Genomic DNA, 25,789 nt, shown 5'->3' on the forward strand with positions numbered 1-25,789 from the left:
GGTTGAATAGCCCGGTGCAGCACCTTATATACCCCGCAGTACGCTACATCTTTAGCATGAGGAGACTTCTACAACCATGATGCGCATCCTGCTGTTTTTGGCCACTAACCTGGCGGTCGTGCTGATTGCCAGCATCACCCTGAGCCTGTTCGGCTTCAACGGGTTCATGGCGGCCAACGGGGTTGATCTCAACCTCAATCAGCTGCTGATTTTCTGTGCGGTCTTTGGTTTTGCCGGTTCGCTGTTCTCGCTGTTCATCTCCAAGTGGATGGCGAAGATGAGCACCAGCACCCAGATCATCACCCAGCCACGGACTCGTCACGAGCAATGGCTGCTGCAAACCGTTGAGCAGCTGTCCCGCGAAGCCGGCATCAAGATGCCCGAAGTCGGGATTTTCCCGGCCTACGAGGCCAATGCATTCGCCACCGGCTGGAACAAGAACGACGCGTTGGTCGCGGTCAGCCAAGGTCTGCTCGAGCGCTTCTCGCCGGACGAAGTGAAGGCCGTCCTGGCCCACGAAATCGGCCACGTAGCCAATGGCGACATGGTCACCCTGGCGCTGGTTCAGGGCGTGGTGAACACGTTCGTGATGTTCTTCGCACGGATCATCGGTAATTTTGTCGACAAGGTGATCTTCAAGAATGAAGAGGGCCAGGGCATTGCCTACTATGTGGCAACCATCGTCGCCGAACTGGTCCTGGGCATTCTGGCCAGCGCCATCGTCATGTGGTTCTCGCGCAAACGCGAATTCCGCGCTGACGAAGCCGGTGCTCGTCTGGCCGGTACCGCCGCGATGATCAGTGCTCTGCAACGCTTGCGTGCAGAACAGGGCTTGCCGGTGCACATGCCGGACTCGCTGACCGCGTTCGGCATCAACGGCGGCATCAAGCAAGGGTTCGCTCGCATGTTCATGAGCCACCCGCCGCTGGAAGAGCGTATCGATGCACTGCATCGTCGGGGCTGATAGCTCCGCGTAATAAAAAAGGCCCGCAGCGATGCGGGCCTTTTTTTGTCTGTTTGAATGCTCCGGGCGGCGAGCCAACGAAGAGGCCCGCACCTGCACCATCATTTACCGAGTAGAAATCCGATAAACCCGCTCTTCAAGCCGCGTAACTCCGCTCTCGACAAACTTCCAGCTTTCGCTCAACACGTCCTGGTCTTCCAGAATCTTCAGTTCCCACGACGCTGCGAACAAACGCTGCACTTCGTCATCCAGCACGGCAAACGGTGGGCCGTCCTTTTGCGCCTGGTCGTAATCCAGAGTAATCAGCAACCCCGAAGACGCCTTCGGCACAATCCGCGTCAGGTGCTCGGCGTATTGCTTGCGCATGGCCGGTGGCAAAGCGATCAGCGCTGCGCGGTCGTACAACCCGCTGCAATCGGCGACATCCCCGGCCGTCAATGCGAAGAAATCACCACACCAGACCTCGATCGAACCCGCCCGATAAACCGTGAACGGACCTTGGTCGCTGACATCGGGGTCAAACTGGTGCTCGTGAAAAAAGTCTTCTACCGCCTTCTCCGACAACTCGACACCCAAGACCTCGTGACCGCATTTCGCCAGCCACAGCAAGTCCAGGCTTTTCCCACATAACGGCACCAGCACACGCGAGCCGTCCTCCAGGCCAAGCTGAGGCCAGTAGCGCTGCAGATATGGATTCACTTGCGGCAGGTGAAAGCCGATCTGATTCGACGTCCACCGCTTGTGCCAAAACTCCGGCTGCATAATTAATCCCAAAAATTCGATCAAAAGACCCAAAAACTTATATTAGATTTAGATCAATGATCTGACTGAAGATGGGCCATCTTACTCTCAGGAGCTCATTCATGTTCCCTAGCCTGTATATATCCCATGGCTCCCCGATGCTGGCACTGGAACCTGGTGCCAGCGGGCCTGCCCTGGCTGGCCTCGCGGCAGAGTTGCCGAAACCCAAAGCTATCGTGATTGTGTCCGCGCATTGGGAAAGCGATGAACTGCTAGTCAACGGCAATCCCCAACCTGAAACCTGGCATGATTTCGGCGGCTTCCCAAAGGCATTGTTCGACGTGCAATACCCCGCGCCTGGCCACCCACAACTGGCGGCAGAGGTTGTCCAGTTGCTGAAAGCCGACGGCTTGCCGGCGCGCATCGACGCCGAGCGACCGTTCGATCACGGGGTCTGGGTGCCGCTGTCATTGATGTACCCGCAGGCCGACATTCCGGTGGTGCAAGTTTCACTGCCCACTCGCGGTGGCCCTGCCCTGCAAAGTCACGTTGGCCATGCCTTGGCCAGTCTGCGCGAACACGGCGTCCTGTTGATCGGCTCCGGCAGCATCACCCACAACCTGCGTGAACTGGACTGGCATGCCGGCCCAGAAAGCGTTGAACCATGGGCCAAGGCCTTTCGCGACTGGATGATTGAAAAACTCGCGGCGAACGACGAAGCCGCGCTGCACGACTATCGCCAGCAGGCGCCAAACGCCGTGCGCAATCATCCAAGTGACGAACATCTGCTGCCGTTGTATTTCGCCCGTGGTGCCGGCGGTGCATTCGGGATTGTCCATCAGGGTTTCACCCTGGGTGCGCTGGGTATGGATATTTACCGCTTTGGCTGACAGATAGGCCGAGTCGCTCTTTTCGCGAGCAAGCCCGCTCTCACACGGGAACGCATTCCTTGTGGGAACGGGCTTGCTCGCGAATGAGGCAACTCGGTCTCCAGCCAGACCCAAATCGCAGGCAAAAAAATCCCCGAACCAGTCGGGGATTTTTTATGTTCGATCAATCAGCCCGAAAGCCGATCAATCTTCGCGGTAGCGACGCAGCTTCAACTGCTTGCCAGCAACGCGAGTGTCCTTCAGCTTGGTCAGGAGTTTTTCCAGACCATCTTCCGGCAGCTCGACGAGGCTGAAGCTGTCACGCACCTGGATGCGACCGATCGCTTCACGCGCCAGACCACCTTCGTTGAGGATGGCGCCCAGCAGGTTTTTGGCAGCGATACCATCACGCGCACCCAGCGCGGTACGGCAGCGAGCACGGCCTTCAGCCAGCGCAACCGGAGCACGACGCTCACGATCACCACGGTCCGGACGATCACCGGTACGCTCTGGACGATCGCCACGCGGTGCGTTGTTCGGCACCAGTGGACGTTCTTTCTCGATCGCGGCCAGGGTCAACGCCTGAGCGTTGGTTGCCTTGCGCAGCAGAGCAGCGGCCAGTGCACGCGGAGTGCAACCGATGTCAGCAGTCAGGCGATCCAGCAGATCACCGTGAGTCGACTCGGCATCGGCAACCAGCGGCGACAGGCTGTTGGTCAATTTCTTGATGCGCGCATCGAGAACGGCTTGTGCATCCGGCAGGCGAACTTCGGCAACCTTCTGACCGGTTACACGCTCGATCACTTGCAGCATGCGGCGCTCACGCGGCGTCACCAGCAGCAGTGCACGACCTTCGCGACCGGCACGGCCAGTACGGCCGATACGGTGAACGTAGGATTCCGGGTCGTAAGGCATGTCAACGTTGAACACGTGAGTGATGCGCGGAACGTCCAGGCCACGAGCAGCAACGTCGGTCGCCACAACGATGTCCAGACGGCCATCCTTGAGGGATTCGATCACGCGCTCACGCTGGTTCTGAGCAATGTCACCGTTCAGCGCAGCGGCTTTGTAGCCTTTGGCTTCCAGGGCACTGGCCAGGTCCAGGGTCGCTTGCTTGGTGCGCACGAACATGATCAGGGCATCGAAATCTTCAACTTCCAGCAGGCTCAATACAGCCGAGGTCTTCTGGTCAGCGTGAACCAACAGGTGAGCCTGTTCGATCGCGGTAACGGTCTGAGTCTTGGTCTGGATCTTCACGTGTTGCGGATCGCGCAGATGGCGTTCGGCAATGGCACGGATCGACTGCGGCAAGGTGGCCGAGAACAATACAGTCTGGCGGGTTGCAGGCAGCGCCTTGAAGATGACTTCGAGGTCGTCCATGAAACCCAGTTTGAGCATTTCGTCGGCTTCGTCGAGAACCAGGTGGTTCACGGTGGCCAGTACTTTTTCGTCACGACGCAGGTGGTCGCACAGACGACCCGGAGTAGCGACAACGATCTGTGCGCCATTACGGATTGCTTTCAGTTGTGGACCCATAGGGGCGCCGCCGTAAACGGCCACAACGGTAACGCCCGGCATTTGCTTGGCGTAGGTTTCGAAAGCGGTTGCTACTTGCAGCGCCAACTCACGGGTTGGCGCCAGGATCAGGGCTTGCGGCTCGCGCTTGGCAGGATCGATGCGATGCAGGATAGGCAGGGCGAACGCGGCGGTTTTACCGGTACCGGTTTGCGCTTGGCCAATCATGTCGTGGCCGGCCATGATGATCGGGATCGATTGCTGCTGAATAGCCGAAGGTTCTTCGTAGCCGGTCGCAATGACGGCTGCAAGAATGTTCGGATTGAGATTAAAAGCGGCGAAGCCGCCGGTTTCCTGGGTCATGGGTCTGCCTCTAAGTGCATCCGCAAAGACCCATGCTCCAAAGCTGCGCATGCCGTGTAAGACTCAAGAGTCGCCCTGGCTGCTTTGTCGGCGGGGATTTGCGAAAACGAATGAATGAAAAAGATTCGTTAAGGGAGAGTCCGCTGTGCGGACGTGCAGCCGAAGCTGACTTCGGGGAATTGCGCTACCTAAACGCGGCCCGGTTAAAGGCCGGCGCGCACTATACCGGAATTCGCCCAAAAAGGGAGCATTATTTGTCGGAAAACTGACGGATATACCGTTATGTCACAGGCTTTGCGAATAATCGCGCAACGGTCTATTTTTCAAAGGCCCGGCCCTGCTGGCGATGGCGCTAAAACGGTTCACCCTTGCGGTGCAGACCTTCGGTCTCACTTATCCCGTCCCATCCCTTCCCGCCCGAGGAGTTGCCCCATGAATCAGCCCGGCCCCAGTCGTGTATCCCGTGAGCGACATGGACATGTTCTGCTGATCGGCCTTGATCGGGTGGCCAAACGCAACGCTTTTGACCTCGCCCTGCTCAACGAGCTCAGCCTGGCGTATGGCGAGTTCGAGGCCGACAGCGAGGCGCGGGTGGCGGTGGTGTTCGGGCATGGCGAGCATTTCACCGCCGGGCTCGATCTGGTCAGCGCCAGTGCGGCGCTCGCCGAGGGATGGCAGGCGCCGCCTGGCGGGTGCGATCCGTGGGGTGTCTTTGCCGGACCGAGGGTCAGCAAACCGGTGATTGTCGCGGCGCAAGGTTATTGCCTGACCATTGGCATCGAGTTGATGCTCGCCGCTGATATCAACCTGTGCGCCAGCAACACCCGCTTCGCGCAAATGGAAGTGCAGCGCGGGATCTTCCCGTTCGGCGGCGCAACGTTACGCCTGCACCAAGTTGCAGGCTGGGGCAACGCGATGCGCTGGTTGCTGACCGGCGATGAATTCGACGCCCATGACGCCTTGCGTTTGGGCCTGGTGCAGGAAGTCATGGCCAGCGAGGATTTGCTGCCGAGGGCGATTGAACTGGCGGAACGGATTGCCCGACAGGCACCGCTCGGCGTTCAGGCCACGTTGATGTCGGCGCGACAGGCGCGATACGAAGGAGAAACAGCGGCCGCGCAGGGCTTGTCACCGTTGGTGAAGAAGTTGCTGGCGAGTGAGGATGCCCAGGAAGGCGTGCGATCGATGGTTGAAAAGCGCCCTGGCATTTTCAAAGGGCTTTGAGGAATGTGTAGGCATTAGGGGCCTATTCGCGAGCAAGCACGCTCCCACATTGGAATGCATTTCAAAATGTGGGAGCGGGCTTGCTCGCGAAAGGGCCCGCACGGACAACGACCTAAGTGGCCGGCCGAATCGCCTTGATCAACGAAGCCAACGAATACCCGAGGCGCGGCGCCAACCCTTCGGCGCGAGCGATCAAGCCGTCCATGTCCAGCTGCTGATCAAGCTCCGACGGCACGATCAAAATAACGTTGCCCTCCTTCACCGGCAGCTCCCAGTAATGCCGATGGTAGAGCCCACGCAGCAACGCCGCGCCCAGCGGTTTGCCATCATCGGTAGCCCACTGGTTGATCACCAGCCAGCCGCCCGGATTCAGGCGTTTCTGACAGTTTTCCAGGAAACTCCAGGCCAGGTGCCCGACACCGGGACCGACATCGGTATAAAGATCGACGAAAATCAGGTCTGCCGGCTCGGCGGTATCGAGCAACTCCAGCGCATCGCCCACGCGGATATACAACCGTGGGTCGTCATCCAGACCGAGGAACTCAATGGCCAGGCGCGGCACATCCGGGCGCAACTCGATGGCTTCAACATCGTCCAGCGGCAAAAACTTCAAGCACGCCTGGGTCAGCGTGCCCGCGCCCAGGCCCAGGAACAGCGCACTTTCAGGCTGTTCATGGCAGAGCGCGCCAATCAGCATCGCGCGGGTGTAATCGTATTCGAGCCAGCTCGGATCAGCGGTGAAGACGCAGCTTTGCTCGATGGCATCGCCGAACTCCAGAAAACGGTAATCGGCCACTTCCAGAACGCGTATCACGCCGAACTCGTCCTGTACCTCGGCGAGCAGATGCTCGACGCGCTCCTCAGTCATTTCGTCTCCTGATCGCTGCCGGCACCGGCAACGCAATTAACCCGCGGGTAGGCAGCTGCAAAGGCGCGATTGTCCGCGAAGCGACGGGAGCAGGTCACGCACTAATTGCTGATAACATGGCCGCCCAAGCGAAAAACAACCGAGACCGCAATGAGCCAACCCTGGAGCCCTGACAGCTGGCGCGCCCTGCCGATCCAGCAACAACCTCAATACCCCGACGCCGCGCATTTGCAGCACGTCGAGCAAACCCTGGCCAGCTATCCGCCGCTGGTGTTTGCCGGTGAGGCCCGGGAGTTGCGCCGTCAATTTGCCGAAGTGACTCAGGGCCGCGCGTTTCTGTTGCAGGGTGGCGACTGCGCCGAGAGCTTCGCCGAGTTTTCCGCCGCGAAAATCCGCGACACGTTCAAAGTGCTGCTGCAAATGGCAATCGTCATGACCTTCGCCGCGGGCTGCCCGGTGGTCAAAGTCGGGCGCATGGCCGGTCAATTCGCCAAGCCGCGCTCGGCCAATGACGAAACCATCGACGGCGTCACCCTGCCCGCCTACCGTGGCGACATCGTCAATGGCATCGGTTTCGACGAGAAAAGCCGCGTACCGGACCCGGAACGGCTGATCCAGTCATACCACCAATCCACTGCAACCCTGAACCTGCTGCGCGCCTTTGCCCAAGGCGGTTTTGCCGACCTGCATCAGGTACACAAGTGGAACCTGGATTTCATCGCCAGCTCGGCGCTGGCGGAAAAATACAGTCACCTGGCCGACCGCATCGATGAAACCCTGGCTTTCATGCGCGCCTGCGGCATGGACAGCTCGCCGCAACTGCGCGAAACCAGTTTCTTCACCGCCCACGAGGCGCTGCTGTTGAACTACGAACAGGCGTTCGTACGACGCGACAGCCTGACCAACGATTACTACGATTGCTCGGCGCACATGCTGTGGATCGGCGACCGCACCCGTCAGCTCGATGGCGCGCATGTCGAATTCCTGCGCGGCGTGAACAATCCGATCGGGGTCAAAGTCGGCCCGAGCATGAACCCTGACGACCTGATTCGTCTGATCGACGTGCTCAACCCGGACAACGATCCGGGTCGCCTGAACCTCATCGCCCGCATGGGCGCCAACAAGGTCGGCGATCACTTGCCGGCATTGATCCGCGCCGTGCAGCGGGAAGGCAAACACGTGCTGTGGAGTTCCGATCCGATGCACGGCAACACCATCAAGGCCAGCAGCGGCTACAAGACCCGCGACTTTGCGCAGATTCTCGGCGAGGTGAAGCAGTTCTTCCAGGTGCACGAGGCGGAAGGCAGTTATGCCGGCGGTATTCACATCGAGATGACCGGGCAGAACGTCACTGAATGTATTGGCGGGGCGCGGCCGATTACCGAGGATGGGTTGTCGGATCGGTATCACACCCACTGCGATCCGCGGATGAATGCGGACCAGTCACTGGAGTTGGCATTTTTGATTGCCGAGACCTTGAAGCAGGTTCGGCGCTGAGGCTGTCGGATTTGCGTTGTTGGATACACCGTCTTCGCGAGCAAGCCCGCTCCCACATTTGGAATGCGTTGCACCTGTGGCAGGTTCGGTGGTGAGGCTGGCAGGTCTGCGTTGTTGGATACACCGTCTTCGCGAGCAAGCCCGCTCCCACATTTGGAATGCGCTGCACCTGTGGCAGGTTCGGTGGTGAGGCTGGCAGGTCTGCGTTGTTGGATAAATCGTCTTCGCGAGCAAGCCCGCTCCCACATTTGGAATGCGTTGCACCTGTGGGAGCGGGCTTGCTCGCGAAGGCGTCAGCTCAAGCACCGCCCATTTGAGCCAATGCCACCCGCAATCGCCCCGCACTCACCCGCTGACAATTCAACTGCACCTGCGCCAGTCCCAACCAGTCCGCCATCCGCCGCAGATTGACCGCCAACGCCAGCATTCCTCCGTCATCCAGCCCCGGCTCCTCTTCATGCACGGCATGCACCGCCAGCCGTCCCGACGCGCGCTCGGCGCGTAAATCGACCCGCGCGGCAATCCGTTCGTTGTGCAGGAACGGCAGCACGTAATAGCCGTAGACCCGTTTGTCCTGCGGCGTGTAAATCTCCAGCCGATAGCGGAAATCGAACAGGCGCTCAGTGCGGCTGCGTTCCCAGATCAACGAATCAAACGGTGACAGCAGCGCACTGGCCTCGACCTTGCGCGGCACCTTCGGCGCGGGCAAGCAGTACGCCGGCTGCCGCCAGCCTTGAACCGCGCAAGTGAGCAGATCGCCCTCCTCGACCAGTTCCGCCAAACGCAATCGGCTGTCGCCAGGGTTCAGACGAAAATAGTCTCGCAAGTCCTTTTCCGTACCGACACCCAGCGCCGTCGCGGCATGCAGCAGCAGCCCGCGCTGAGCCTCGGCTTCAGTGAGCAATGGCTGCTGCAGAATCACCGAAGGAAGCACCCGCTCCGGCAGGTCATACAGTCGCTCGAAGCCCCGCCGACCGGCCACAGTGACTTCGCCGGCGGCAAACAACCATTCCAGCGCGTGCTTTTCTGCGCTCCAGTCCCACCAGGGGCCGGCGCGTTCCTGGCGGGTCGACAAGCTCCCGGCACCCAGCGCACCGAGCTCTTCGACCGACGCCAACACCCGACGAATCGTGTCCTGTTGCTCACGCCCGAAACGCGCCAGTTGCTGATAGATGTCCTCGCCTCGGGCCGCACGCTGCATGCGCCAGCGCATCAAGGGATACATCGACAACGGCAACAGCGAGGCTTCATGGCCCCAATATTCGAACAACGTGCGACGCCTGCCCTGACTCCAGGCAGCCTGCTCGAGCAAGTCCGATGAGTAATGACCAAGACGGGAAAACAAAGGAAGGTAGTGCGAACGCACCAATGCATTGACCGAATCGATCTGCAGAATGCCCAGCCGTTCGATCAGCCGGTTGACATGGCCCGCGTTGATCGCGGCCGGCGGCTGGCGCCCGTTGAACCCTTGGGCGGCCAGCGCCAGACGGCGAGCCTGTTTGAGGGTAAAGGACAACGTTGCGGGCATGAGCATCTCCTTGTCTGCTCGCAACCTACCTCACCGAGAAGTGGTTTGTGTAGTAATGGCCTCATCATTTGTGCATTGGGTCATCCCAGAACGGCCGGATGGACTCATGCTCGACGTCCGCACGACTCACGCCAATGTCCTTCAGCGCTTCGTCGCTCAAACTGGCGAGCAACTCACGCTCGCGATGCAGCTCGTACCAGCGACTAAACTTGTGCAGCAGATCCGAAACCGCGTGGATTGAGAATTTTTCTTCGGTTACATGCTCGTTATGACCTTTCATCTTGTCGTCCTCCGTTGGGGATGGCTCAAGTCTCGCCCCGGCGCTAAGATCAATCCAACGAATGTTTCTGATGGTACCCATCTCGGAGATTGATGGATGTCGGCCTACCCAAGTATCGATACCGATGTGCTGCGCACCTTTGTCGCCATCGCCGACCAGGGCGGTTTCACCCGTGCCGGGGAAATGGTCAACCGCACGCAGTCGGCGGTGAGCATGCAGATGAAGCGCCTGGAAGAGGACGTGCTGCAACGCCAGTTGTTCGAGCGTGACGGACGGCAGGTCAAGCTGACCGCCGAAGGTCAGGTGTTGCTGGGTTATGCGCGGCGAATCCTCAAACTTCACAGCGAAGTGTTCAACACCCTGCGCGAGCCGCATATGGTCGGCACCGTGCGCATCGGGACGCCTGACGATTACGTGATGCGTTTTCTGCCGGGGATCCTGTCGCGCTTCGCCCAGTTCTATCCGCTGATCCAGATCGAGGTTCACTGCGAATCCACCAAACAGCTGTTGCAGCGCCAGGACCTCGACTTGTCGATCGTCACCCGCGAACCCGGCACCGAGATTGGCCAGTTGCTGCGCAAGGAACGGTTCGTCTGGGCCGAAGCGCAATGCTTCAGCGCCCACGAACAGACGCCGTTGCCGCTGGCGATGTTCAACAGTGATTGTTTCTGCCGGCTGTGGGCCTGCAATGCGCTGGATGCGATGGGCCGCGATTACCGCATCGCCTACAACAGTTCGAGCCTGTCGGCGCTGATGGCCGTGGTCAGTGCCGGTCTGGCGGTGACCGCGCAACTGGAAAGCCTGATCACCCCGGACATGCGCATCCTCGGCGCCGCCGAAGACCTGCCGCTGTTGCCCGAGGCCAGCATCATGCTGGTGCGCAACCTGCACAATCCGTCGCCGATCACCGAGTGCCTGGCCGAGCACATCGTCGAAGGGTTCAAACTTTAAGCGCGAGCATCAGCGCACACAGCACCAGAAAACCGCAGAACAACCCACGCAGCAGTCGCTCCGGCATGGCGTGGGCAATCTTCACGCCCCAACTGATGCTCATCAATCCGCCAACCGCCAGCGGCAGGCCGATCATCCAGTCCACTTCATGGTGCACCGCGTACGTCACCAGCGTGACGCCGGTGCTGGGCAGCGCCAACGCCAGCGACAACCCCTGCGCGACCACTTGAGTGGTGCCGAACAAACTGGTCAGCACCGGCGTCGCCACCACCGCCCCGCCGACGCCGAACAAACCGCCCATGGTGCCGGAGGCCGCGCCGAGCACGCCCAGCCACGGCCACGAATAGCGCATCTGTGCCGAGGCCGGGCTATTGGCGGTGAACATGCGCACCAGGTTGTAGACCGACAGCGCAATCAGGAACGCGACGAATCCGACGCGCATGATTTGTGCGTCGATGCCCACCGCCCAGATCGAACCAAGCCAGGCAAAACAAAACCCCATCGTGGCTAGCGGCAGCGCATGACGCAGTTCGATGCGATTGCGCTGGTGGTAGCGCCACAGCGCCAGCATCACGTTCGGCACCACCATGACCAACGCCGTACCTTGGGCAATCTGTTGATCCATACCGAACAACACGCCCAGTAACGGAATCGCGATCAAACCGCCGCCGATGCCGAATATTCCGCCGAAGGTGCCCAAGGCTGCGCCAAACACCAGATACATCACGAACTCAATCACCGGGATTTTCCTTTTGTGAGGTTGACCATCGTACGCAGTCGCCACTGGCGGGGAAACGCACAGCAACGCACAATGGCTGTGCCAACTTCGCATAAGCGCTGAATAAAGATGAATCCCAATCAATTGACCGGACAGCTTGGACTGTTTCTCGACGTGCTGGAAACCGGAAGCTTCTCTGCGGCGTCGCGTCGACATCCGTTGACGCCCTCGGCGGTGGCCCGGCGTATCGACAGCCTGGAAAATGCCGTCGGCAGCCAACTGTTCATACGCAGCACTCACGCGGTGCGCGCGACACCGGCCGGCCTGGCCTTTGCCGAGCGGGCGCGGCGGATTGTGGCGGAACTGCGACTGGCACGCGCCGAAGCCGTGTCGCTCAGCAGCGCGCCGGAAGGCTTGATCAGAATCGACGCGCCGGCCGCGTTCGGTCGTCGGCATCTGGCGCCAGTGATCGCCGATTTCCTGATGCTCTACCCCGGCCTCGACGTGCAGTTGCACCTGATCGACAGCTTTGTCGACATGCAGGGCTTGAACCTGGGCAAGGTCGATCTGGTGCTGCGCGCCGGGCAAATGGCCGACACCCGGCTGGTGGCCACGCCGCTGGCGAGCATGGTGCGCATCGCCTGCGCCAGTCCTGACTATCTGAAACGCCGCGGCGTGCCGACCGAACCGGCGCAGTTGATCGACCACGACGGCCTCGACTGGGACGGCCTTGCCCCGCCTTTCGCCTGGCGCTTTGCCCAGGACGGGCAGATGCAACTGCACCGCCCTGCGCGAATCCGCCTCAGTGCCAACAATGCCGAAGCGTTGGTGTGCGGCGCCCTCGCTGGATTGGGTGTCGCGCACTTGCCCACGTGGTTGGCCAGTGAGTACCTATTGCGCGGCGAGTTGCTGCCGCTGTTCTGTGAAAACGGCCTGCCGTCCCCTGAAACCACCGGCATCTACGCCTTGCGCTTGGCGCAGCAACCCAATTCGCGCAGCCGTTTATTGCTGGAATACCTGAAGACGCGTTTCAGTCCCGTGCCGCCGTGGGACCTGGCGCTGCAAAACAATCTGGATCGCCACTAGTCGAGAATTATCTGGCGCCTCAAAGATTCGCCCGCTAAATTCATGCAGATCACTGATCAAGGCTTTGAAATGACCACCGACCGCCCCACCCCCGATCACTGCGACGACCTGTTGCTGGACAACCAGGTCTGCTTCGCGCTGCACTCGACCTCGCTGCTGATGACCAAGGTCTACAAGCCTTTGCTACAAGCGCTGGGCCTGACGTATCCGCAGTACCTGGCGATGATGGTGTTGTGGGAAACGGATGGTTTGACAGTCGGTGAAATCAGCAATCGCCTGTTGACCGATCCCGGCTCGCTGACGCCTTTGCTCAAGCGCCTGGAAGTCGAAGGCCTGCTGAGCCGCACCCGCAGCCGAGAGGATGAGCGCGTGGTGATTGTCGGATTGACCGAGCAGGGCCGGGCGCTTCGGGACCAGGCTCGGGATATTCCCAAATGCATCCTCGGAGCCAGCGGCATTACCCTTGAGCGGCTACAAAAACTGCAAGCCGAACTGCAAGCACTGCGTAGCAATCTGCAAGACAGCCTCTGACTGCGGATCACCAATAATCCTCGTGGGAGCGGGCTTGCTCGCGAATGCGCTGTGTCGGTCAACATCAATGCTGAATGTCACACCGTATTCGCGAGCAAGCCCGCTCCCACAGTTTGTTTGTGCGGCTCCTGAAAAAAATTCCGCTCTGAAAATCCCGATAAAACCGCTCTAACTCGCACCCCTGCATCCAATCGGGAGTTTGAGAGCCGCGCTTTGGCAAAACTTTTCCAAAAATTTATCTTGCGCGCTAAATATTCGCGCGATACATTCACTTCGCACTTACTTAGCGCGCAAACATTTAGCGCAAACAAACCAAATCCGAACGAGGCTCACATCATGCAAATTCTCTACACCGCAATCGCTACCTCCACTGGCGGCCGTGACGGTCGTGCGGTTTCCAGCGACGGCATCCTCGACGTCAAACTTGCTACCCCGAAAGAACTCGGCGGTGCGGGCGGCGCGGCGACTAACCCAGAGCAACTGTTCGCTGCCGGCTACTCTGCCTGCTTCATCGGCGCACTGAAATTCGTCGCCAGCCAGACCAAGCGCAGCATCCCGAACGACGCCTCGATCACTGCCCATGTCGGCATCGGTCAGATCCCTAGCGGTTTTGGCCTGGACATCGACCTTCACATCAGCCTGCCGGGTCTTGAACAAGCCGACGCGCAAAGCCTGGTCGACGCTGCGCACCAGGTCTGCCCGTACTCCAACGCCACCCGTGGCAACGTCGATGTGCGCCTGCACGTCACCGTCTAATCGGGCGCCCAAAACCTGTATTGCTCTTGTTACCGCCGTTCATCAGGCACAAAAAAGCCCGACTCACTGGTCGGGCTTTTTCATTACGCAAGCGGTGCTTATTTAGCACGGCCTTTGTAGGAACCGCCTTCGCGGGTATCGATCTCGATCTTGTCACCGATTTCGATGAAGTCAGCAACTTGCAGCTCAGTACCGTTGCTCAGCTTGGCAGGCTTCATGACTTTGCCGGAAGTGTCACCGCGAGCGGAACCTTCGGTGTAGTCGACTACGCGCACGATAGTGGTCGGCAGTTCTACGGAAACCAGACGCTCTTCGAAGAAGATCGCTTCGCAAACATCGGTCATGCCTTCTTCAACGAAAGGCAGAACGGCTTCGATGTCTTCAGCGTTCAGCTCGTACATGGTGTAGTCGGTGGTGTCCATGAACGTGTAGGTGTCGCCGCTGATGAAGGACAGGGTCGCTTCTTTGCGGTCGAGGATTACGTCGTCCAGCTTGTCGTCGGCGCTGTAAACGATCTCGGTCTTGTAACCGGTCAGCAGGTTTTTCAGCTTGGTCTTCATGATCGCGCTGTTACGACCAGACTTGGTGAATTCAGCTTTCTGAACCAGCCAAGGATCGTTTTCGAGACGGATCACGGTACCGGGTTTCAGTTCTTTACCAGTTTTCATTGCGAATATCCGAATTTGGATGGGATTTACAAAAATCTAGGCCGCGTATCATATCCAATTTACATAAAACTGTACCAGCGCCGCGGCAAGATCCGCCTGCAAGGCCTGTTCCAGACACCACACCTCGGCGTGTTTTTGCAGCTCTGGCGAGTGTTTACGGGTCGCCAACCAGTGGTCGGACATATTCTCACCGGCATTCCATGCCCGCCAAAGACCGCTGATTGCGTCACTGGCAGGCCCGGACAAGCCTTTTACGTACAACGCGAGGAAGGCATCCAGCTTGTCCAGATGGATGTCGTCCTCCTGCTGATAGATATGCCAGAGCAGCGGCCGCCCCGCCCATTGCGCGCGGACAAATGAATCTTCACCGCGCACGGCATTGAAATCGCAACACCAGAGCAAACGATCGTATTGGTCCTGGCGGACGAACGGCAGCACTTGCACAGTCACGCCAGCGCGCACATGCACGGCGCCGGCGACCAAGCCGTCGACCCCGAGCCAGCGCGCGACATCGCCGAGAATCCGCCCTTCAGGCACCAACAGATGCGTGGGTGTCAAATCGGCGGCCATCACGTCCAGCCAACTGGCCAGCCCGGCATTCTCATAGGCGAACAGCGAGATCAACTGCGCATTCGGTGCGCGATCAATCCCCAGCCCTTGCAGGAATTCACGTTGAGCCTCGGGGCTTTGCTGAAATGTCCTGCGCCGTTCAAGTAATCCGCTTTCACGCAGCAAGCCGCCGGTGCCACGCTGAAACCCCGGAAAGAAAAAGTATTTCTGCACGTTTTTGTACTTCACCGACGGCAGCCCGTGGCAGCCGATCACCCAGTCTTCGGCGCTCAGATAATCGAGGTTGATCCACAGTGGCGGTTTTTCCCGCTCGGCCATTGCGCCCATGTAGGCACTTGGCAATTGGCACGCGAACGCGGCGATCACCACGTCCGCCGCGCCGGTCGGTAACCAGTCAGTGGGCCACTGACAAACTTCGACCCCCTCCTGCCATTGCTGAGCATGATGAATATCGATCTCAGGGCACAGACGTTCAAAGGCACGTAGATCATCGACCCATAAACGCACAGACAGCGAATGTTCGGCCACCAATTGCCGGGCCAGGCGCCACGTCACGCCGATGTCGCCAAAGTTGTCGACCACGGTGCAAAAAATATCCCAGCGGGTTTTCAGTTCAGGCATTCCAGGCTCCCGTTGGCAAAGGCGCCGATTGTCCGCATAAATTACCTCGCGCAGAAGAGCCGACGGCGATTAATCTTCGTGCGACAATCGCCCCTCATCCGCGATCACCCGCCAGGAGGCAGCCATGCCCCACCGTCCCACCCCGCGCCGTCCATTGCCGATCCAGCTTAATGCACTGCAACTGAGCGCCAGCATCGCGCTCGGTTTATGGCTGGGATTTCTCGCGATCGCACTGACCTGCTGGCTCGCGTCGCGCCTGCTGTTCAGCGAGCAACTGGCGCCGGTCGCGCAAGCGGTAGAACAACTGGCCAAGCCGCCAGTGGTGGCGCAGCCGGTGCCGGACATTCCACCGCAAAGCCCATTGTTCGAACAGTACGAAGAGAACCTGCGCAAGAACGAACAGCAACAACGAATGGATCAGGCCCGCAGTTCCAGCCGCAACCTGTCCAATCCGAGATGCCAGTTCTGGCTGCAACAGGACCAGACCGCGCCCAGCGAAAAAAGCCGCGCCAACGTCCTGCAATACTGCGACTGACCATGAACAAGCACGTTGTCCACCAACTGATCATCGACAAGCTGCGGGTCGACCTCGACATCGCCGAGCGTGCCGCGCAAACCGCGTATGAAACCGCAACCCACGAAGAAAACATCGCTGAAAACAAGTACGACACCTTGGGCCTCGAGGCGTCATACCTGGCGGCCGGACAAGCTAAACGCGTGGAAGAGATTCGTCAGTCACTGACGCTGTGCCAGAACCTGGCCTTGCGGCCTTATGACGATCAACGCGGGATCGAAGTTGGCGCCCTGCTCGGTCTGGAAGACGAAAAGGGACGTGAGCAGTGGCTGTTTCTGGCGCCGGATGCGGCGGGTCTGAAGGTCGATCTGGTCGGACAGTGGATTACCGTCATCACCCCTCGCTCACCGCTGGGCAAAAGCCTGCTGGGCAAGTTCGAAGGGGACGAGGTAGAGATTCTGGTGGCGGGCGCTCGGCAACAGTTCGCTGTTACCGAGGTTATCTAGAGAGGATCAATGAACCGGCAGTTCGACGCCGTCGAACAGCTCTTCCAGTTCCTGCTTGTTGTGACACTGAATGGCTTTGGCCATGACTTCACGTGTCAGGTGCGGCGCAAACTTCTCGATGAAGTCGCACATGAAGCCACGCAGGAAAGTGCCGCGACGGAAACCGATTTTGGTAATGCTGGATTCGAACAGGTCGCTGGCATCGAGCATGACCAGGTCGCTGTCGAGTTTGGCATCGACCGCCATTTTCGCCACGATGCCCACGCCCAGGCCCAGACGAACGTAGGTTTTTATCACGTCGGCGTCGGCGGCAGTGAACACCACTTTCGGCGTCAGGCCGCGATGGCTGAAGGCTTCGTCGAGTTTTGAACGGCCGGTGAAACCGAACACGTAGGTCACGATCGGGTACTCGGCCAGCGCTTCGAGGGTCAGCTTCGACAGTTTAGTCAGCGGGTGGCCCTGAGGCACGACGACACAGCGGTTCCAGCGGTAGCACGGCATCATCACCAGATCACCGAACAGCTCAAGCGCTTCGGTGGCGATGGCGAAATCGACGGTGCCGTCAGCGGCCATTTCGGCGATCTGCATCGGCGAACCCTGGTGCATGTGCAGCGCAACGTCGGGGTATTGCTTGATGAAATTGCTGATCACCGGCGGCAACGCATATCGGGCCTGGGTGTGCGTGGTGGCAATCGACAAGGTGCCTTTCTTCTCGTTGGAGAATTCCTGAGCGATCTGTTTGATGCTTTCAACTTTGCGCAGAATCTCGCCGGCGGTCGTGATGATGCGCTCGCCGGCCGGGGTAACACGGGTCAGGTGCTTGCCGCTGCGGGCGAAAACCTCGACGCCCAATTCGTCTTCCAGCAGACGGATCTGCTTGCTGATGCCCGGTTGCGAGGTGTAAAGGCTTTGGGCTGTAGCGGAAACGTTGAGGTCGTGGTGCGCCACTTCCCAGATGTAGCGCAATTGTTGAAGCTTCATATGAATCCCTCAAAGCAGGTAGACGCCACGGGCATCAGCGACGGTATATAACTATATTAATGGTTTGAATAATAAATCTAGAACTTTTTTATCAAACTGCCACTATTCGTGTTCTAGCGATCATCCTGGCGACGACGTTCAACCAGCGGCACCAGATAAACCGGCACACGAGCCAGTTGCAACACGCGCGCGGCGGTCCTGCCCAATGGCGTTTCCGCCCCTGCGCCGTGGCTATGACTACCTACGATCAGTAAATCCACAGAGAGTTTCTGCGCCTGGTCAAGAATGACTTGCGACGGATCGCCCTGAAGCACCCGCACCGCTTGAATCCGCGCCAGGTCCTGCTCCCCCTCTTCCCCCAACTCTTCACGAAAGCTGTCGAGCACCCGCTGCTCGATGCTGGCGATCACCGTGTTAAGGCCCTCACTGTGAAACTCGTTCAACGCCCGCTCATCGAGGTAGCTCTGCAACACCGATTCGGCAAACAGGCCCATGGGCTCCACCGCATGCACCACATACAGGTCGGCATTGAAGGTCCGCGCCAGCGCCAGGGCATGCTGCATGACTAACGGTGCGTACAAGCCGAGGTCAGTGGCATACAGCATCGACCGAATCATATGACCTCCTCGCGTGCCAACATGGCGGAGATTTGATTCAGCTTAGCAGTGCCTTGGCGAGTGCGACGTCTGGCGTAACGCGTTGAACGGAGGGCTTAAACCTTTTGCTCGTTGCTTATGCCGTGGGGCACGTGACCGGTAGCCACCACTTCGCGCGCCAGCTCGCAGTGGCCAGCCTGATCGTCGAAAAACACGTCGGCGGCAAAGGCTTCAAGAAACGCCGACTTGGTCAAGCCACCGAGGAACAGCGATTCATCCAGGCGAATGTCCCATTCGCGCAATGTGCGAATCACCCGTTCATGGGCCGGCGCCGAACGCGCCGTTACCAGAGCAGTGCGGATCGGACAGGCATCCTCAGGAAACTCCCGCTGCAACAAATTGAGTGCCGCGAGAAAACCCTTGAACGGCCCTCCACGCAACGGCTCGCGGGCGGATTCGCGCTCGCTCGCTTGAAAGGCCTCAAGGCCGCCAGCCTGGTAGACCCGCTCTGACTCATCGGAAAACAGCACCGCGTCACCGTCGAAAGCAATGCGCAACTCATCGCTCGCCGCCCGACTGGCGCCACCCGACAGAATCGTCGCGGCGGCGAATCCGGCGTCCAGTGCACTGCGCACGTCCTCGGCGTGAGTTGACAGAAACAGATCGCAACCGAACGCCTTCAGGTACGGATAAGGACTGCGCCCGCCGACAAACGCGGCGCGGGAAATCGCCAGGCCGTAGTGATGAATCGAGTTGAACACGCGCAACCCGGTGTCGGCGCTGTTGCGCGACACCAGGATGACCTCGACCCGGGCCCGGCCAAGGCTGGCGTTGAGGTTGAGGAGTTTTTCAACCAGTGGAAATGCATCGCCGGGCGCAAGGATTTCGTCTTCGTGCTCGATCTGATATTGCCGATAGGCTTCGACCCCGCTCGACAGATAGACCTTGTGGCTTTCGCTCAAGTCGAACAGCGCGCGCGAAGAAATCGCCAGTACCAGCTTGTCGTCGATAGTCTTTGCCATGCCCTTCCCCCTCCGGTTGATCGACTCAGGTGTTACGTCGATCGATAAAACTCAAACTGCGATACAAGGCTTCGATTCGGGGCAGCTCACACCCAGCCGCTTTGGCAGCCGCCAATGGCCGGGCATAAATCGCCGCGAGTTCCAGCGGTCGCTTGTGCAGGAAATCGTGGTACATGCTCGGCCAATAGTCCGGCATTTTCTCGGTCATCATGAACAAGTGGTCCGCATAGCCGGCCGGAACTTCGTGGCCACAAGCCCTCGCGCCCTGCACCACTTCGGCCATCAAGGCCTTGATCAGTTCCCGGCTGTCGGCATCGGCCATCAAGGCGATGGTGCCGGCGCCCAGCAGCACCGACAAACCGTTGTAAGGGATATTCCAGACCAGTTTTTGCCAGCGCGCCTGGTGCAGGTTCGGCATGCCCGTGGAATCGATGCCGGCTGCGCGAAACAGCCCGACGCCTTCCTCGACGAGGGTTTTGCGCGCCTGCTCGTCAGCGGCCGGACCACTGTGGTAACCGACATTCACCGCGCCAAGCGCCTGGTGTGTAATCAGCCCGGGGCCGGTGCGATGAACGCAAATAAAGCAGAGACCACCGAGTACATGCAGCGAATCGGGCAGCAACTCACGCAGGCTGTCTTCAACGTCCAGGCCGTTTTGCAGCACCAGCACCCTGGCGTTCGGTGCGGCAGCGTGCAGAATGGCTGGCGCCAGATTGGCGTTATTGGTGGTTTTCGCGCTGACCAGCAGCCAGTCGCAGGGCGGCATGTCTTCGGCCGATGAATAGGCTTGCACCGGATGCAACGTCAACATTCCATGCGGCGCGCTGTCGACTTGAAGCCCGCGCTCGGCCACCGCCGAAAACTCGCTGCGCAACAGAAAGTGCACATCGAAACCGGCACGCGCCAGCATCACCCCATAAAAACCGCCGATTGCGCCGGTCCCGATAATGCCGATTGTCGGCTTGGTCACTGCCCCCATCATGGCAACTCCTCTGCTGTTCTCATCAGTGCCTGCGCCACGGCTTCGTTGAGCTCGTTGCGGGTCAGACGCGATTTTAGTGCCCCGAAGAATTCACCGTCGCGCACCACAAACAGCGCCGGCAAATGAAAAACCTGATAACGCTCGACCACCCCGCCATTGTCCCCGGCGTCGATCCAGCACAAGCGATCGACTGTCAAATCAAGCCTGGGCAATTGCTCACGGGCAAACCGGCAACTGGCGCAGCCGACACTGCTGAAAATCACCAGCGACACACCGCTCATTGTCAGTAGCCGTTGGTCGGCGTCGAAATCGGTCAGTTCCGATTCCACCACTATACTGGGGGAAACAATGTCAGATGGCCGACACATGGAGTCCGTGTTCATGGGACGTTTTCTTCCTCACCCTGACGATGTGCCCGTCGAATTAACGTTGCTCGAGCATGAATGCATATCGCGGCAACGGCTGCACACTATCAGCCTCGGCGGCATGGCTTGCAATTACCACCGCGCCTGGCGCCACGGCACGGCGCTCGAAGTGCGCATGCCGACTTTGAACCCGGATCTGAAATACTTGGGGTACGTGGCCTGGTGCCTGCGCCGCAAACGCGGTTATCTGGTGGGCATTGCCTTTGTCGACGAGCAGATGCTGTTCAGCGCGCGGATGGGCGAGCAGGTGTGTCAGATCGAACGTTATTGCCGCCTGCATGACGCGCAAAGTGACCTGCAGGAAACCCAAGCCCTGGCCCTCGAATGGGTTCAGGCGCACGCCGACGAGTTTTCACACGATACGGTTCGCAAGGCTTTTGCACAGCCAGTGCTGGATTAAACCCGTGTTTGCCCATTGTCGAGCAGGCGCGTAACGCGCTAAGGTTCGGCTCCCCGACGCGCTTAATTTGCTGTGCTCCGCCGCGCGGGTTCGCTGGCGGACGGCACCCGTGACCTGACGAGTAAACGATGGCTGATTTACCGATCAACGACCTAAACGTCGCCTCCAACGAGACGCTGATCACTCCTGACCAGCTCAAGCGTGATATCCCTCTGAGTGACGCTGCCCTGCGCACTGTCACCAAGGGCCGCGAAGTGATTCGCAACATCCTGGATGGCACCGATCACCGCCTGTTTGTCGTCATCGGGCCTTGCTCGATCCACGACATCAAAGCGGCCCACGAATACGCCGAGCGCTTGAAAGTACTCGCCGCCGAAGTGTCCGATACCTTGTATCTGGTCATGCGCGTGTATTTCGAGAAGCCGCGCACCACCGTCGGCTGGAAAGGCTTGATCAACGACCCGTACCTGGATGACTCGTTCAAGATTCAGGACGGTCTGCACATCGGTCGCCAATTGCTGCTGGACCTGGCCGAGATGGGTCTGCCGACTGCCACTGAAGCCCTCGATCCGATCTCCCCGCAATATTTGCAGGACCTGATCAGCTGGTCGGCTATCGGCGCGCGCACCACCGAATCCCAGACCCACCGTGAGATGGCGTCCGGCCTGTCCTCGGCGGTCGGCTTCAAGAACGGCACCGACGGCGGCCTGACCGTGGCGATCAACGCCCTGCAATCGGTTTCCAGCCCGCACCGTTTCCTCGGTATCAATCAGGAAGGTGGCGTGTCGATTGTCACCACCAAAGGCAACGCCTACGGTCACGTAGTGTTGCGCGGTGGCAACGGCAAGCCGAACTACGATTCGGTCAGCGTCGCCCTGTGCGAGCAAGCGCTGAACAAGGCGAAGATCAAGCCGAACGTGATGGTCGATTGCAGCCACGCCAACTCCAACAAGGACCCGGCCCTGCAACCGCTGGTGATGGAGAACGTCGCCAACCAGATCCTCGAAGGCAACCAGTCGATCATCGGCCTGATGGTCGAAAGCCACTTGAACTGGGGCGCACAGGCCATTCCAAAAGACCTCGCCGACCTGCAATACGGCGTGTCGATCACCGATGCCTGCATCGATTGGTCTGCCACTGAAAATACCTTGCGCAGCATGCACGCCAAGCTCAAGGACGTACTGCCGAAGCGCGATCGCGGCTGATCGCTTTTCACCAGACAAAAAAACGCCGGGCTAAACCCGGCGTTTTTTTATGTGTGCGTTTTCTGGTTACTGGCTCAGCTTGGCCGCGTGCCGCTGGTGACGCTCCATGTAGCGCTCAACGTAAGAGCACGATGGAATCACCGTGTAGCCCATTTCCTCGGCGTATTGCAGCGCCTGCTCGGTCAGTGCCGCGGCAATCCCGCGCCCACGCAATGCGTTGGGCACAAAGGTGCGATAGATATCCAGGGTCTGTTTCCCCAGATCCATATAGGTCAGGTAGGCACGATGACCGTCCACATTGGTCTCGAACTGATGACCAGCCTGGTCATGGTGGATGGACAACGCCTCGCTCATCACTACTCCTCGCGGGTCTTGAATTCTGACCCCTACCTTACCGATGTTTTTCCGGCGAAGGAACATCTACGCCACCCCGTGCCTGAATGGACACCGAGAAGAACTGCACCAATCTCGCGCAACCGAGCACGTATCAAATAGTAGGCACCATTGGCAGAAATGCTCAAGGTGCGCTCGTCATCATGCTGGGGTAGCGGGCGCGGCTCCGGGTTACGCAGCGACGGCTCGACCAAAGATCTTCCCGGGTCGATAGCCTGAACATTGCCGGATGTTGAGACTTAAGACGAGCGCGCGCTTTTAAAGTCACCTCTAGATGGATAAAGATTATGAGAGCCGTTGCGCAAAACCTGTAAAAAGTGCAGACGAATCCATATAGACAGGCTTTACAAAACACCAGAAAAGACAGCGCTGAGCGAAGGGAACTTTTCCGCACCGGCTCGCTCAGGCTCGGGCTTCCCGGCTGGGTATTTTTTAAACAATGCAGTTAAAAGTTGCTCGAAAAAGAATCAACGCCTACAATTTTTTTTGCTTCTTGCTACACGTCAGTTTACTTACTACAAGTAATGGGTAGTATGTACGCCGGCTATTTCCTCACTCTGAGGAGACAGCTACTTAATAGAAAGTCCTTGAAGGGGAACACGATGAACAACGTTCTGAAATTCTCTGCTCTGGCTCTGGCCGCAGTTCTGGCTACCGGTTGCAGCAGCGCATCGAAAGAAACCGAAGCACGTCTGACCGCTACTGAAGACGCAGCTGCTCGCTCCCAGGCTCGTGCAGACGAAGCTTACCGTAAAGCTGATGAAGCTCTGGCTGCTGCTCAAAAAGCACAACAGACTGCTGACGAAGCTAACGAGCGTGCTCTGCGCATGCTGGACAAAGCTAGCCGCAAGTAATAATCCTTCGGGGTTGTTATCAAGCCGACCCATTTATGGGTCGGCTTTTTTATTGCCTGATGTTTCTTGCGGGCCATAAAAAACCCGCCGACGCGATGAGCGTCGGCGGGTTCATTTCAAGCGTTACTGCTGCAGATCGACCGGCGTGCTCGAGACCATGGGTGCCGAAGTATTCGGCACTGCGATTTCAACTGGCAGACCATCTTCAGCCGCGACCACGTCGCGCACCACATCCCAGTTCATGCGCAGGTTGTTGGTGATGTCTTCACGCTTGAGCATCGCGTTGATGACGGCGGTGTGCTTGTCGACCACCGACGGGTTGCCGTTGTCATCCAGCGGCGTGTGCGCCTCCAGATAGACCTTGCCGCCACTCATGCCGAACTTGTACGGGTCATTGATGATCCGCACCGACGTCCCGACCGGCACCATGCCAGCCATTTCCAGCACATTGTTGTTAAACATGCGGAAGCAACCGTGACTGGTGCGCATGCCAATGCCGAACTTCTTGTTCGAACCGTGGATCAGGTAGCCCGGCGTGCCCAAGCTGAATTTGAATGGCCCCAGCGGGTTGTCCGGCCCGGCCGGCACCACGTTCGGCAACGGGTCACCGTCTGCGGCGTGTTCGGCCTTGATCGACGCTGGAGGGGTCCAGGTCGGGTTCGGCGTCTTGGCGGTGATCGTGGTGTGAGCGATCGGTGAACCCCAGCCCTCGCGACCAATACCCAGCGGGAAGGTGTACACCACATTCCGGCCTTTCGGGTAATAGTAGAGGCGGTATTCAGCCAGGTTGATGACGATACCTTCACGCGGGCCTGGCGGCAGGATGAAGCGCGTCGGCAGGATGATTTCGGTTCCGGCACCCGGCAGCCAGGCATCGACACCCGGGTTGGCCGCAACCATTTCCGAATAACCCAGATCGTAGGTAGTGCCAAGGTCGGCGAAAGTGTCTTCGTACTTGGCCTTGATCACCTGAACCTGGCCGATGATGTCTTCACCGGGCGGTGGCAGGGGCAACTCCAATGCGGCTACGGGACCTGCCACACACAGGGCGGCAAGAGACAGGCAGCGGGTGACGGCAGGAAAGCGCGGCAACATCCGGAAAATCCTTCGCATGATCGACAAGGGGAAAAAACCGGATTGTACACCGCCGCCCGTAAATTCGGGGAGTCGGCCGATAGCACGCTATCTTTTTCGGCTTCAGAGCTCGAAACGCAGCTCAGGCCAGATGGGCGAGGTGCCACGTTTTTGCGATTCAAGGATGGCCCGGCACAGTGAGCACAGGCGCTGATCCTGAAACACCCGGCGATCGACACTCGACCAGCGCGGTTGCGCCGGCAGCAGGCTGCCACACAAGGTTCGATCGGCCGAACCGCCCAGTTCCAGCTGACGGGTCACCAGATGTACCCGCACTTCCTGGCAGGCGAACAGGTCCAGCTGTTCGTCAGGCTCGATCAGTTGATAGGCAAAAAGGGACCAGGCTGGACGTGGCATCGGGGCCTCCAAATCGGGGGCGCCACCTTAGCCGAAACACCGCCACTAGAAAAGCGTCAAAGCAGCGGTTTCAGTGTCGGCCAGACATTTTCCAGCAACTTGTCCTGAGCCCCGACGGCCGGGTGCAATCCGTCGGCCTGCATCAGCTCCGGATGACCGCCCACGCCGTCGAGTAAGAATGGCACGAGCGGGATCTTTTTCTCGTTGGCGACATTGCCGAAAACCTCGGCAAAGGCCTCGGTGTAGCGCTTGCCGTAATTGGGTGGCAGCTGCATGCCGAGCAGCAGCACTTTGGCGCCGCTGGCTTTGGAGCTGTCGATCATCGCTGCAAGGTTTTGTTGCAATTGCGTTGGCAGCATTCCGCGCAGGCCGTCATTGCCGCCCAATTCGAGGATGACCAGGTCCGGTTTATGCTCTGCAAGCAGCGCGGGCAGGCGCGCCTGGCCTCCGGCGCTGGTGTCGCCGCTGATGGACGCATTGACCACCGTATCGTCGAAACCTTCGCGCTTGAGCCGTTGCTCAAGCAAAGACACCCACCCCAAGCGGGTATCCAGTCCGAAACCGGCGCTGATACTATCGCCAACGATCAGGACTGTTCCCGCCGCTGCGTTCTGGGCCATGCACATCAAGGCCAGGCCAGCACTCAAAAACCACACACGCATCGGATTCT

The 25,789-nt window shown here is 59.3% G+C and carries 30 protein-coding genes; 13 read left to right on the forward strand and 17 right to left on the reverse strand.

The features are described 5' to 3' along the window. The first annotated feature begins 76 nt into the window (after window positions 1–76). Window positions 77–964 carry a protease HtpX gene (gene htpX / locus ACQKP4_RS16240; RefSeq protein WP_427634686.1) on the forward strand — a complete coding sequence of 296 codons (888 nt, stop codon included), beginning with the start codon at window positions 77–79 and terminating at the stop codon, window positions 962–964. 105 nt (window positions 965–1,069) lie between these two features. On the opposite strand, the gene ACQKP4_RS16245 is transcribed toward htpX, so the two are convergent. Continuing rightward, entirely contained in the window at window positions 1,070–1,726 is a 657-nt protein-coding gene (locus ACQKP4_RS16245; protein WP_427634687.1) for a thiopurine S-methyltransferase, read from the reverse strand. A 101-nt stretch (window positions 1,727–1,827) separates the two neighbouring features. Between ACQKP4_RS16245 and ACQKP4_RS16250 the strand changes: the two genes are divergently transcribed. Next, on the forward strand, window positions 1,828–2,595 hold the full coding sequence (locus ACQKP4_RS16250; protein WP_427634688.1) for a DODA-type extradiol aromatic ring-opening family dioxygenase: 768 nt from the start codon (window positions 1,828–1,830) through the stop codon (window positions 2,593–2,595). A 183-nt stretch (window positions 2,596–2,778) separates the two neighbouring features. Here ACQKP4_RS16250 and ACQKP4_RS16255 read toward each other — a convergent pair whose 3' ends face one another. Then, a complete protein-coding gene (locus ACQKP4_RS16255; RefSeq protein WP_427634689.1) occupies window positions 2,779–4,452 on the reverse strand; it encodes a DEAD/DEAH box helicase in 1,674 nt (557 codons plus the stop codon). A 432-nt stretch (window positions 4,453–4,884) separates the two neighbouring features. Between ACQKP4_RS16255 and ACQKP4_RS16260 the strand changes: the two genes are divergently transcribed. Further along, on the forward strand, window positions 4,885–5,676 hold the full coding sequence (locus ACQKP4_RS16260) for a crotonase/enoyl-CoA hydratase family protein (protein WP_427634690.1): 792 nt from the start codon (window positions 4,885–4,887) through the stop codon (window positions 5,674–5,676). Window positions 5,677–5,788: 112 nt separating this feature from the next. On the opposite strand, the gene ACQKP4_RS16265 is transcribed toward ACQKP4_RS16260, so the two are convergent. Further along, the gene (locus ACQKP4_RS16265) at window positions 5,789–6,544 is read right to left on the reverse strand and encodes a spermidine synthase (RefSeq protein WP_427634691.1); all 756 of its coding nucleotides are present in this window, start codon (window positions 6,542–6,544) and stop codon (window positions 5,789–5,791) included. 150 nt (window positions 6,545–6,694) lie between these two features. On the opposite strand from ACQKP4_RS16265, the gene ACQKP4_RS16270 reads away from it, so the two are divergent. After that, a complete protein-coding gene (locus ACQKP4_RS16270) occupies window positions 6,695–8,041 on the forward strand; it encodes a class II 3-deoxy-7-phosphoheptulonate synthase (RefSeq protein WP_427634692.1) in 1,347 nt (448 codons plus the stop codon). A gap of 298 nt (window positions 8,042–8,339) precedes the next feature. Here ACQKP4_RS16270 and ACQKP4_RS16275 read toward each other — a convergent pair whose 3' ends face one another. Beyond that, window positions 8,340–9,569: a winged helix-turn-helix domain-containing protein gene (locus ACQKP4_RS16275; RefSeq protein ID WP_427634693.1), complete on the reverse strand. Its 1,230-nt coding sequence runs from the start codon at window positions 9,567–9,569 to the stop codon at window positions 8,340–8,342. A gap of 64 nt (window positions 9,570–9,633) precedes the next feature. Continuing rightward, window positions 9,634–9,849, reverse strand: a complete 216-nt coding sequence (locus ACQKP4_RS16280; RefSeq protein WP_094468364.1) for a DUF1127 domain-containing protein — start codon at window positions 9,847–9,849, stop codon at window positions 9,634–9,636. Between the two features lie 96 nt (window positions 9,850–9,945). Between ACQKP4_RS16280 and ACQKP4_RS16285 the strand changes: the two genes are divergently transcribed. Beyond that, entirely contained in the window at window positions 9,946–10,800 is an 855-nt protein-coding gene (locus ACQKP4_RS16285; protein WP_427634694.1) for a LysR substrate-binding domain-containing protein, read from the forward strand. Here ACQKP4_RS16285 and ACQKP4_RS16290 read toward each other — a convergent pair. Continuing rightward, window positions 10,790–11,539: a sulfite exporter TauE/SafE family protein gene (locus ACQKP4_RS16290; RefSeq protein ID WP_427634695.1), complete on the reverse strand. Its 750-nt coding sequence runs from the start codon at window positions 11,537–11,539 to the stop codon at window positions 10,790–10,792. The two genes, ACQKP4_RS16285 and ACQKP4_RS16290, sit on opposite strands and share 11 nt — an antisense overlap. A 108-nt stretch (window positions 11,540–11,647) precedes the next feature. Between ACQKP4_RS16290 and ACQKP4_RS16295 the strand changes: the two genes are divergently transcribed. The 3 genes from ACQKP4_RS16295 (at window position 11,648) to ACQKP4_RS16305 (ending at window position 13,891) form a co-directional block, all read left to right on the forward strand. After that, on the forward strand, window positions 11,648–12,604 hold the full coding sequence (locus ACQKP4_RS16295; RefSeq protein ID WP_427634696.1) for a LysR family transcriptional regulator: 957 nt from the start codon (window positions 11,648–11,650) through the stop codon (window positions 12,602–12,604). A gap of 69 nt (window positions 12,605–12,673) precedes the next feature. Next, window positions 12,674–13,135, forward strand: coding sequence for a MarR family winged helix-turn-helix transcriptional regulator (locus ACQKP4_RS16300; RefSeq protein ID WP_427634723.1), 462 nt, complete (start codon window positions 12,674–12,676; stop codon window positions 13,133–13,135). 336 nt (window positions 13,136–13,471) lie between these two features. Next, on the forward strand, window positions 13,472–13,891 hold the full coding sequence (locus ACQKP4_RS16305) for an organic hydroperoxide resistance protein (protein ID WP_427634697.1): 420 nt from the start codon (window positions 13,472–13,474) through the stop codon (window positions 13,889–13,891). Between the two features lie 98 nt (window positions 13,892–13,989). Here ACQKP4_RS16305 and ACQKP4_RS16310 read toward each other — a convergent pair whose 3' ends face one another. Together ACQKP4_RS16310 and earP are read right to left on the reverse strand one after the other, a co-directional pair. After that, complete coding sequence (locus ACQKP4_RS16310; RefSeq protein WP_028619992.1) at window positions 13,990–14,559, reverse strand: elongation factor P; 570 nt, start codon at window positions 14,557–14,559, stop codon at window positions 13,990–13,992. A 48-nt stretch (window positions 14,560–14,607) separates the two neighbouring features. After that, window positions 14,608–15,750: an elongation factor P maturation arginine rhamnosyltransferase EarP gene (gene earP, locus ACQKP4_RS16315; protein ID WP_427634698.1), complete on the reverse strand. Its 1,143-nt coding sequence runs from the start codon at window positions 15,748–15,750 to the stop codon at window positions 14,608–14,610. 124 nt (window positions 15,751–15,874) lie between these two features. Between earP and ACQKP4_RS16320 the strand changes: the two genes are divergently transcribed. Both ACQKP4_RS16320 and ACQKP4_RS16325 read left to right on the forward strand, forming a co-directional pair. Next, complete coding sequence (locus ACQKP4_RS16320; protein ID WP_427634699.1) at window positions 15,875–16,285, forward strand: hypothetical protein; 411 nt, start codon at window positions 15,875–15,877, stop codon at window positions 16,283–16,285. Between the two features lie 2 nt (window positions 16,286–16,287). Beyond that, window positions 16,288–16,770 carry a GreA/GreB family elongation factor gene (locus tag ACQKP4_RS16325; RefSeq protein WP_427634700.1) on the forward strand — a complete coding sequence of 161 codons (483 nt, stop codon included), beginning with the start codon at window positions 16,288–16,290 and terminating at the stop codon, window positions 16,768–16,770. A gap of 6 nt (window positions 16,771–16,776) precedes the next feature. Here ACQKP4_RS16325 and cysB read toward each other — a convergent pair whose 3' ends face one another. The 5 genes from cysB to ACQKP4_RS16350 form a co-directional block, all read right to left on the reverse strand. Continuing rightward, window positions 16,777–17,751, reverse strand: a complete 975-nt coding sequence (gene cysB / locus ACQKP4_RS16330; protein ID WP_008148549.1) for an HTH-type transcriptional regulator CysB — start codon at window positions 17,749–17,751, stop codon at window positions 16,777–16,779. Window positions 17,752–17,864: 113 nt separating this feature from the next. After that, window positions 17,865–18,368 carry a universal stress protein gene (locus tag ACQKP4_RS16335; RefSeq protein WP_427634701.1) on the reverse strand — a complete coding sequence of 168 codons (504 nt, stop codon included), beginning with the start codon at window positions 18,366–18,368 and terminating at the stop codon, window positions 17,865–17,867. A gap of 95 nt (window positions 18,369–18,463) precedes the next feature. Further along, a complete protein-coding gene (locus tag ACQKP4_RS16340; protein WP_427634702.1) occupies window positions 18,464–19,369 on the reverse strand; it encodes a 5'-nucleotidase in 906 nt (301 codons plus the stop codon). A 25-nt stretch (window positions 19,370–19,394) separates the two neighbouring features. Then, window positions 19,395–20,351: a putative 2-dehydropantoate 2-reductase gene (locus tag ACQKP4_RS16345; RefSeq protein WP_427634703.1), complete on the reverse strand. Its 957-nt coding sequence runs from the start codon at window positions 20,349–20,351 to the stop codon at window positions 19,395–19,397. Continuing rightward, on the reverse strand, window positions 20,348–20,734 hold the full coding sequence (locus tag ACQKP4_RS16350) for a thioredoxin family protein (RefSeq protein WP_427634704.1): 387 nt from the start codon (window positions 20,732–20,734) through the stop codon (window positions 20,348–20,350). Before ACQKP4_RS16350 ends, ACQKP4_RS16345 begins: the two co-directional genes overlap by 4 nt. Between ACQKP4_RS16350 and ACQKP4_RS16355 the strand changes: the two genes are divergently transcribed. Both ACQKP4_RS16355 and ACQKP4_RS16360 read left to right on the forward strand, forming a co-directional pair. Then, window positions 20,733–21,176 carry a PilZ domain-containing protein gene (locus tag ACQKP4_RS16355; protein WP_427634705.1) on the forward strand — a complete coding sequence of 148 codons (444 nt, stop codon included), beginning with the start codon at window positions 20,733–20,735 and terminating at the stop codon, window positions 21,174–21,176. The genes ACQKP4_RS16350 and ACQKP4_RS16355 overlap by 2 nt on opposite strands. A 128-nt stretch (window positions 21,177–21,304) precedes the next feature. Beyond that, the gene (locus tag ACQKP4_RS16360) at window positions 21,305–22,381 is read left to right on the forward strand and encodes a 3-deoxy-7-phosphoheptulonate synthase (protein WP_427634706.1); all 1,077 of its coding nucleotides are present in this window, start codon (window positions 21,305–21,307) and stop codon (window positions 22,379–22,381) included. A gap of 66 nt (window positions 22,382–22,447) precedes the next feature. Here ACQKP4_RS16360 and ACQKP4_RS16365 read toward each other — a convergent pair whose 3' ends face one another. Continuing rightward, window positions 22,448–22,735, reverse strand: a complete 288-nt coding sequence (locus ACQKP4_RS16365) for a GNAT family N-acetyltransferase (protein WP_020800382.1) — start codon at window positions 22,733–22,735, stop codon at window positions 22,448–22,450. 641 nt (window positions 22,736–23,376) lie between these two features. Between ACQKP4_RS16365 and oprI the strand changes: the two genes are divergently transcribed. Continuing rightward, on the forward strand, window positions 23,377–23,628 hold the full coding sequence (gene oprI / locus ACQKP4_RS16370) for an outer membrane lipoprotei OprI (RefSeq protein WP_003199355.1): 252 nt from the start codon (window positions 23,377–23,379) through the stop codon (window positions 23,626–23,628). Between the two features lie 123 nt (window positions 23,629–23,751). On the opposite strand, the gene ACQKP4_RS16375 is transcribed toward oprI, so the two are convergent. The 3 genes from ACQKP4_RS16375 to ACQKP4_RS16385 all read right to left on the reverse strand — a co-directional run bounded on the left by ACQKP4_RS16375 (window position 23,752) and on the right by ACQKP4_RS16385 (window position 25,781). Further along, on the reverse strand, window positions 23,752–24,723 hold the full coding sequence (locus ACQKP4_RS16375) for a L,D-transpeptidase family protein (RefSeq protein WP_427634707.1): 972 nt from the start codon (window positions 24,721–24,723) through the stop codon (window positions 23,752–23,754). Window positions 24,724–24,825: 102 nt separating this feature from the next. Beyond that, window positions 24,826–25,119 (reverse strand): hypothetical protein, encoded by a 294-nt coding sequence (locus ACQKP4_RS16380; RefSeq protein ID WP_003226812.1) that lies wholly within the window; start codon window positions 25,117–25,119, stop codon window positions 24,826–24,828. A 56-nt stretch (window positions 25,120–25,175) separates the two neighbouring features. After that, window positions 25,176–25,781 carry an arylesterase gene (locus ACQKP4_RS16385; protein ID WP_427634708.1) on the reverse strand — a complete coding sequence of 202 codons (606 nt, stop codon included), beginning with the start codon at window positions 25,779–25,781 and terminating at the stop codon, window positions 25,176–25,178. Window positions 25,782–25,789 lie beyond the last annotated feature (8 nt).

This window comes from Pseudomonas sp. NPDC086278 (genome assembly GCF_050280905.1).
Classification (GTDB): domain Bacteria; phylum Pseudomonadota; class Gammaproteobacteria; order Pseudomonadales; family Pseudomonadaceae; genus Aquipseudomonas.

Bases quoted from the DNA above. Each gene is read 5' to 3' on its own strand.
- htpX (WP_427634686.1), top strand. From the start codon at position 77: ATGATGCGCATCCTGCTGTTTTTGGCCACTAACCTGGCGGTCGTGCTG.
- ACQKP4_RS16245 (WP_427634687.1), bottom strand. From the start codon at position 1,726: ATGCAGCCGGAGTTTTGGCACAAGCGGTGGACGTCGAATCAGATCGGC.
- ACQKP4_RS16250 (WP_427634688.1), top strand. From the start codon at position 1,828: ATGTTCCCTAGCCTGTATATATCCCATGGCTCCCCGATGCTGGCACTG.
- ACQKP4_RS16255 (WP_427634689.1), bottom strand. From the start codon at position 4,452: ATGACCCAGGAAACCGGCGGCTTCGCCGCTTTTAATCTCAATCCGAAC.
- ACQKP4_RS16260 (WP_427634690.1), top strand. From the start codon at position 4,885: ATGAATCAGCCCGGCCCCAGTCGTGTATCCCGTGAGCGACATGGACAT.
- ACQKP4_RS16265 (WP_427634691.1), bottom strand. From the start codon at position 6,544: ATGACTGAGGAGCGCGTCGAGCATCTGCTCGCCGAGGTACAGGACGAG.
- ACQKP4_RS16270 (WP_427634692.1), top strand. From the start codon at position 6,695: ATGAGCCAACCCTGGAGCCCTGACAGCTGGCGCGCCCTGCCGATCCAG.
- ACQKP4_RS16275 (WP_427634693.1), bottom strand. From the start codon at position 9,569: ATGCCCGCAACGTTGTCCTTTACCCTCAAACAGGCTCGCCGTCTGGCG.
- ACQKP4_RS16280 (WP_094468364.1), bottom strand. From the start codon at position 9,849: ATGAAAGGTCATAACGAGCATGTAACCGAAGAAAAATTCTCAATCCAC.
- ACQKP4_RS16285 (WP_427634694.1), top strand. From the start codon at position 9,946: ATGTCGGCCTACCCAAGTATCGATACCGATGTGCTGCGCACCTTTGTC.
- ACQKP4_RS16295 (WP_427634696.1), top strand. From the start codon at position 11,648: ATGAATCCCAATCAATTGACCGGACAGCTTGGACTGTTTCTCGACGTG.
- ACQKP4_RS16300 (WP_427634723.1), top strand. From the start codon at position 12,674: ATGACCACCGACCGCCCCACCCCCGATCACTGCGACGACCTGTTGCTG.
- ACQKP4_RS16305 (WP_427634697.1), top strand. From the start codon at position 13,472: ATGCAAATTCTCTACACCGCAATCGCTACCTCCACTGGCGGCCGTGAC.
- ACQKP4_RS16310 (WP_028619992.1), bottom strand. From the start codon at position 14,559: ATGAAAACTGGTAAAGAACTGAAACCCGGTACCGTGATCCGTCTCGAA.
- earP (WP_427634698.1), bottom strand. From the start codon at position 15,750: ATGCCTGAACTGAAAACCCGCTGGGATATTTTTTGCACCGTGGTCGAC.
- ACQKP4_RS16320 (WP_427634699.1), top strand. From the start codon at position 15,875: ATGCCCCACCGTCCCACCCCGCGCCGTCCATTGCCGATCCAGCTTAAT.
- ACQKP4_RS16325 (WP_427634700.1), top strand. From the start codon at position 16,288: ATGAACAAGCACGTTGTCCACCAACTGATCATCGACAAGCTGCGGGTC.
- cysB (WP_008148549.1), bottom strand. From the start codon at position 17,751: ATGAAGCTTCAACAATTGCGCTACATCTGGGAAGTGGCGCACCACGAC.
- ACQKP4_RS16335 (WP_427634701.1), bottom strand. From the start codon at position 18,368: ATGATTCGGTCGATGCTGTATGCCACTGACCTCGGCTTGTACGCACCG.
- ACQKP4_RS16340 (WP_427634702.1), bottom strand. From the start codon at position 19,369: ATGGCAAAGACTATCGACGACAAGCTGGTACTGGCGATTTCTTCGCGC.
- ACQKP4_RS16345 (WP_427634703.1), bottom strand. From the start codon at position 20,351: ATGATGGGGGCAGTGACCAAGCCGACAATCGGCATTATCGGGACCGGC.
- ACQKP4_RS16355 (WP_427634705.1), top strand. From the start codon at position 20,733: ATGGGACGTTTTCTTCCTCACCCTGACGATGTGCCCGTCGAATTAACG.
- ACQKP4_RS16350 (WP_427634704.1), bottom strand. From the start codon at position 20,734: ATGAACACGGACTCCATGTGTCGGCCATCTGACATTGTTTCCCCCAGT.
- ACQKP4_RS16360 (WP_427634706.1), top strand. From the start codon at position 21,305: ATGGCTGATTTACCGATCAACGACCTAAACGTCGCCTCCAACGAGACG.
- ACQKP4_RS16365 (WP_020800382.1), bottom strand. From the start codon at position 22,735: ATGAGCGAGGCGTTGTCCATCCACCATGACCAGGCTGGTCATCAGTTC.
- oprI (WP_003199355.1), top strand. From the start codon at position 23,377: ATGAACAACGTTCTGAAATTCTCTGCTCTGGCTCTGGCCGCAGTTCTG.
- ACQKP4_RS16375 (WP_427634707.1), bottom strand. From the start codon at position 24,723: ATGTTGCCGCGCTTTCCTGCCGTCACCCGCTGCCTGTCTCTTGCCGCC.
- ACQKP4_RS16380 (WP_003226812.1), bottom strand. From the start codon at position 25,119: ATGCCACGTCCAGCCTGGTCCCTTTTTGCCTATCAACTGATCGAGCCT.
- ACQKP4_RS16385 (WP_427634708.1), bottom strand. From the start codon at position 25,781: ATGCGTGTGTGGTTTTTGAGTGCTGGCCTGGCCTTGATGTGCATGGCC.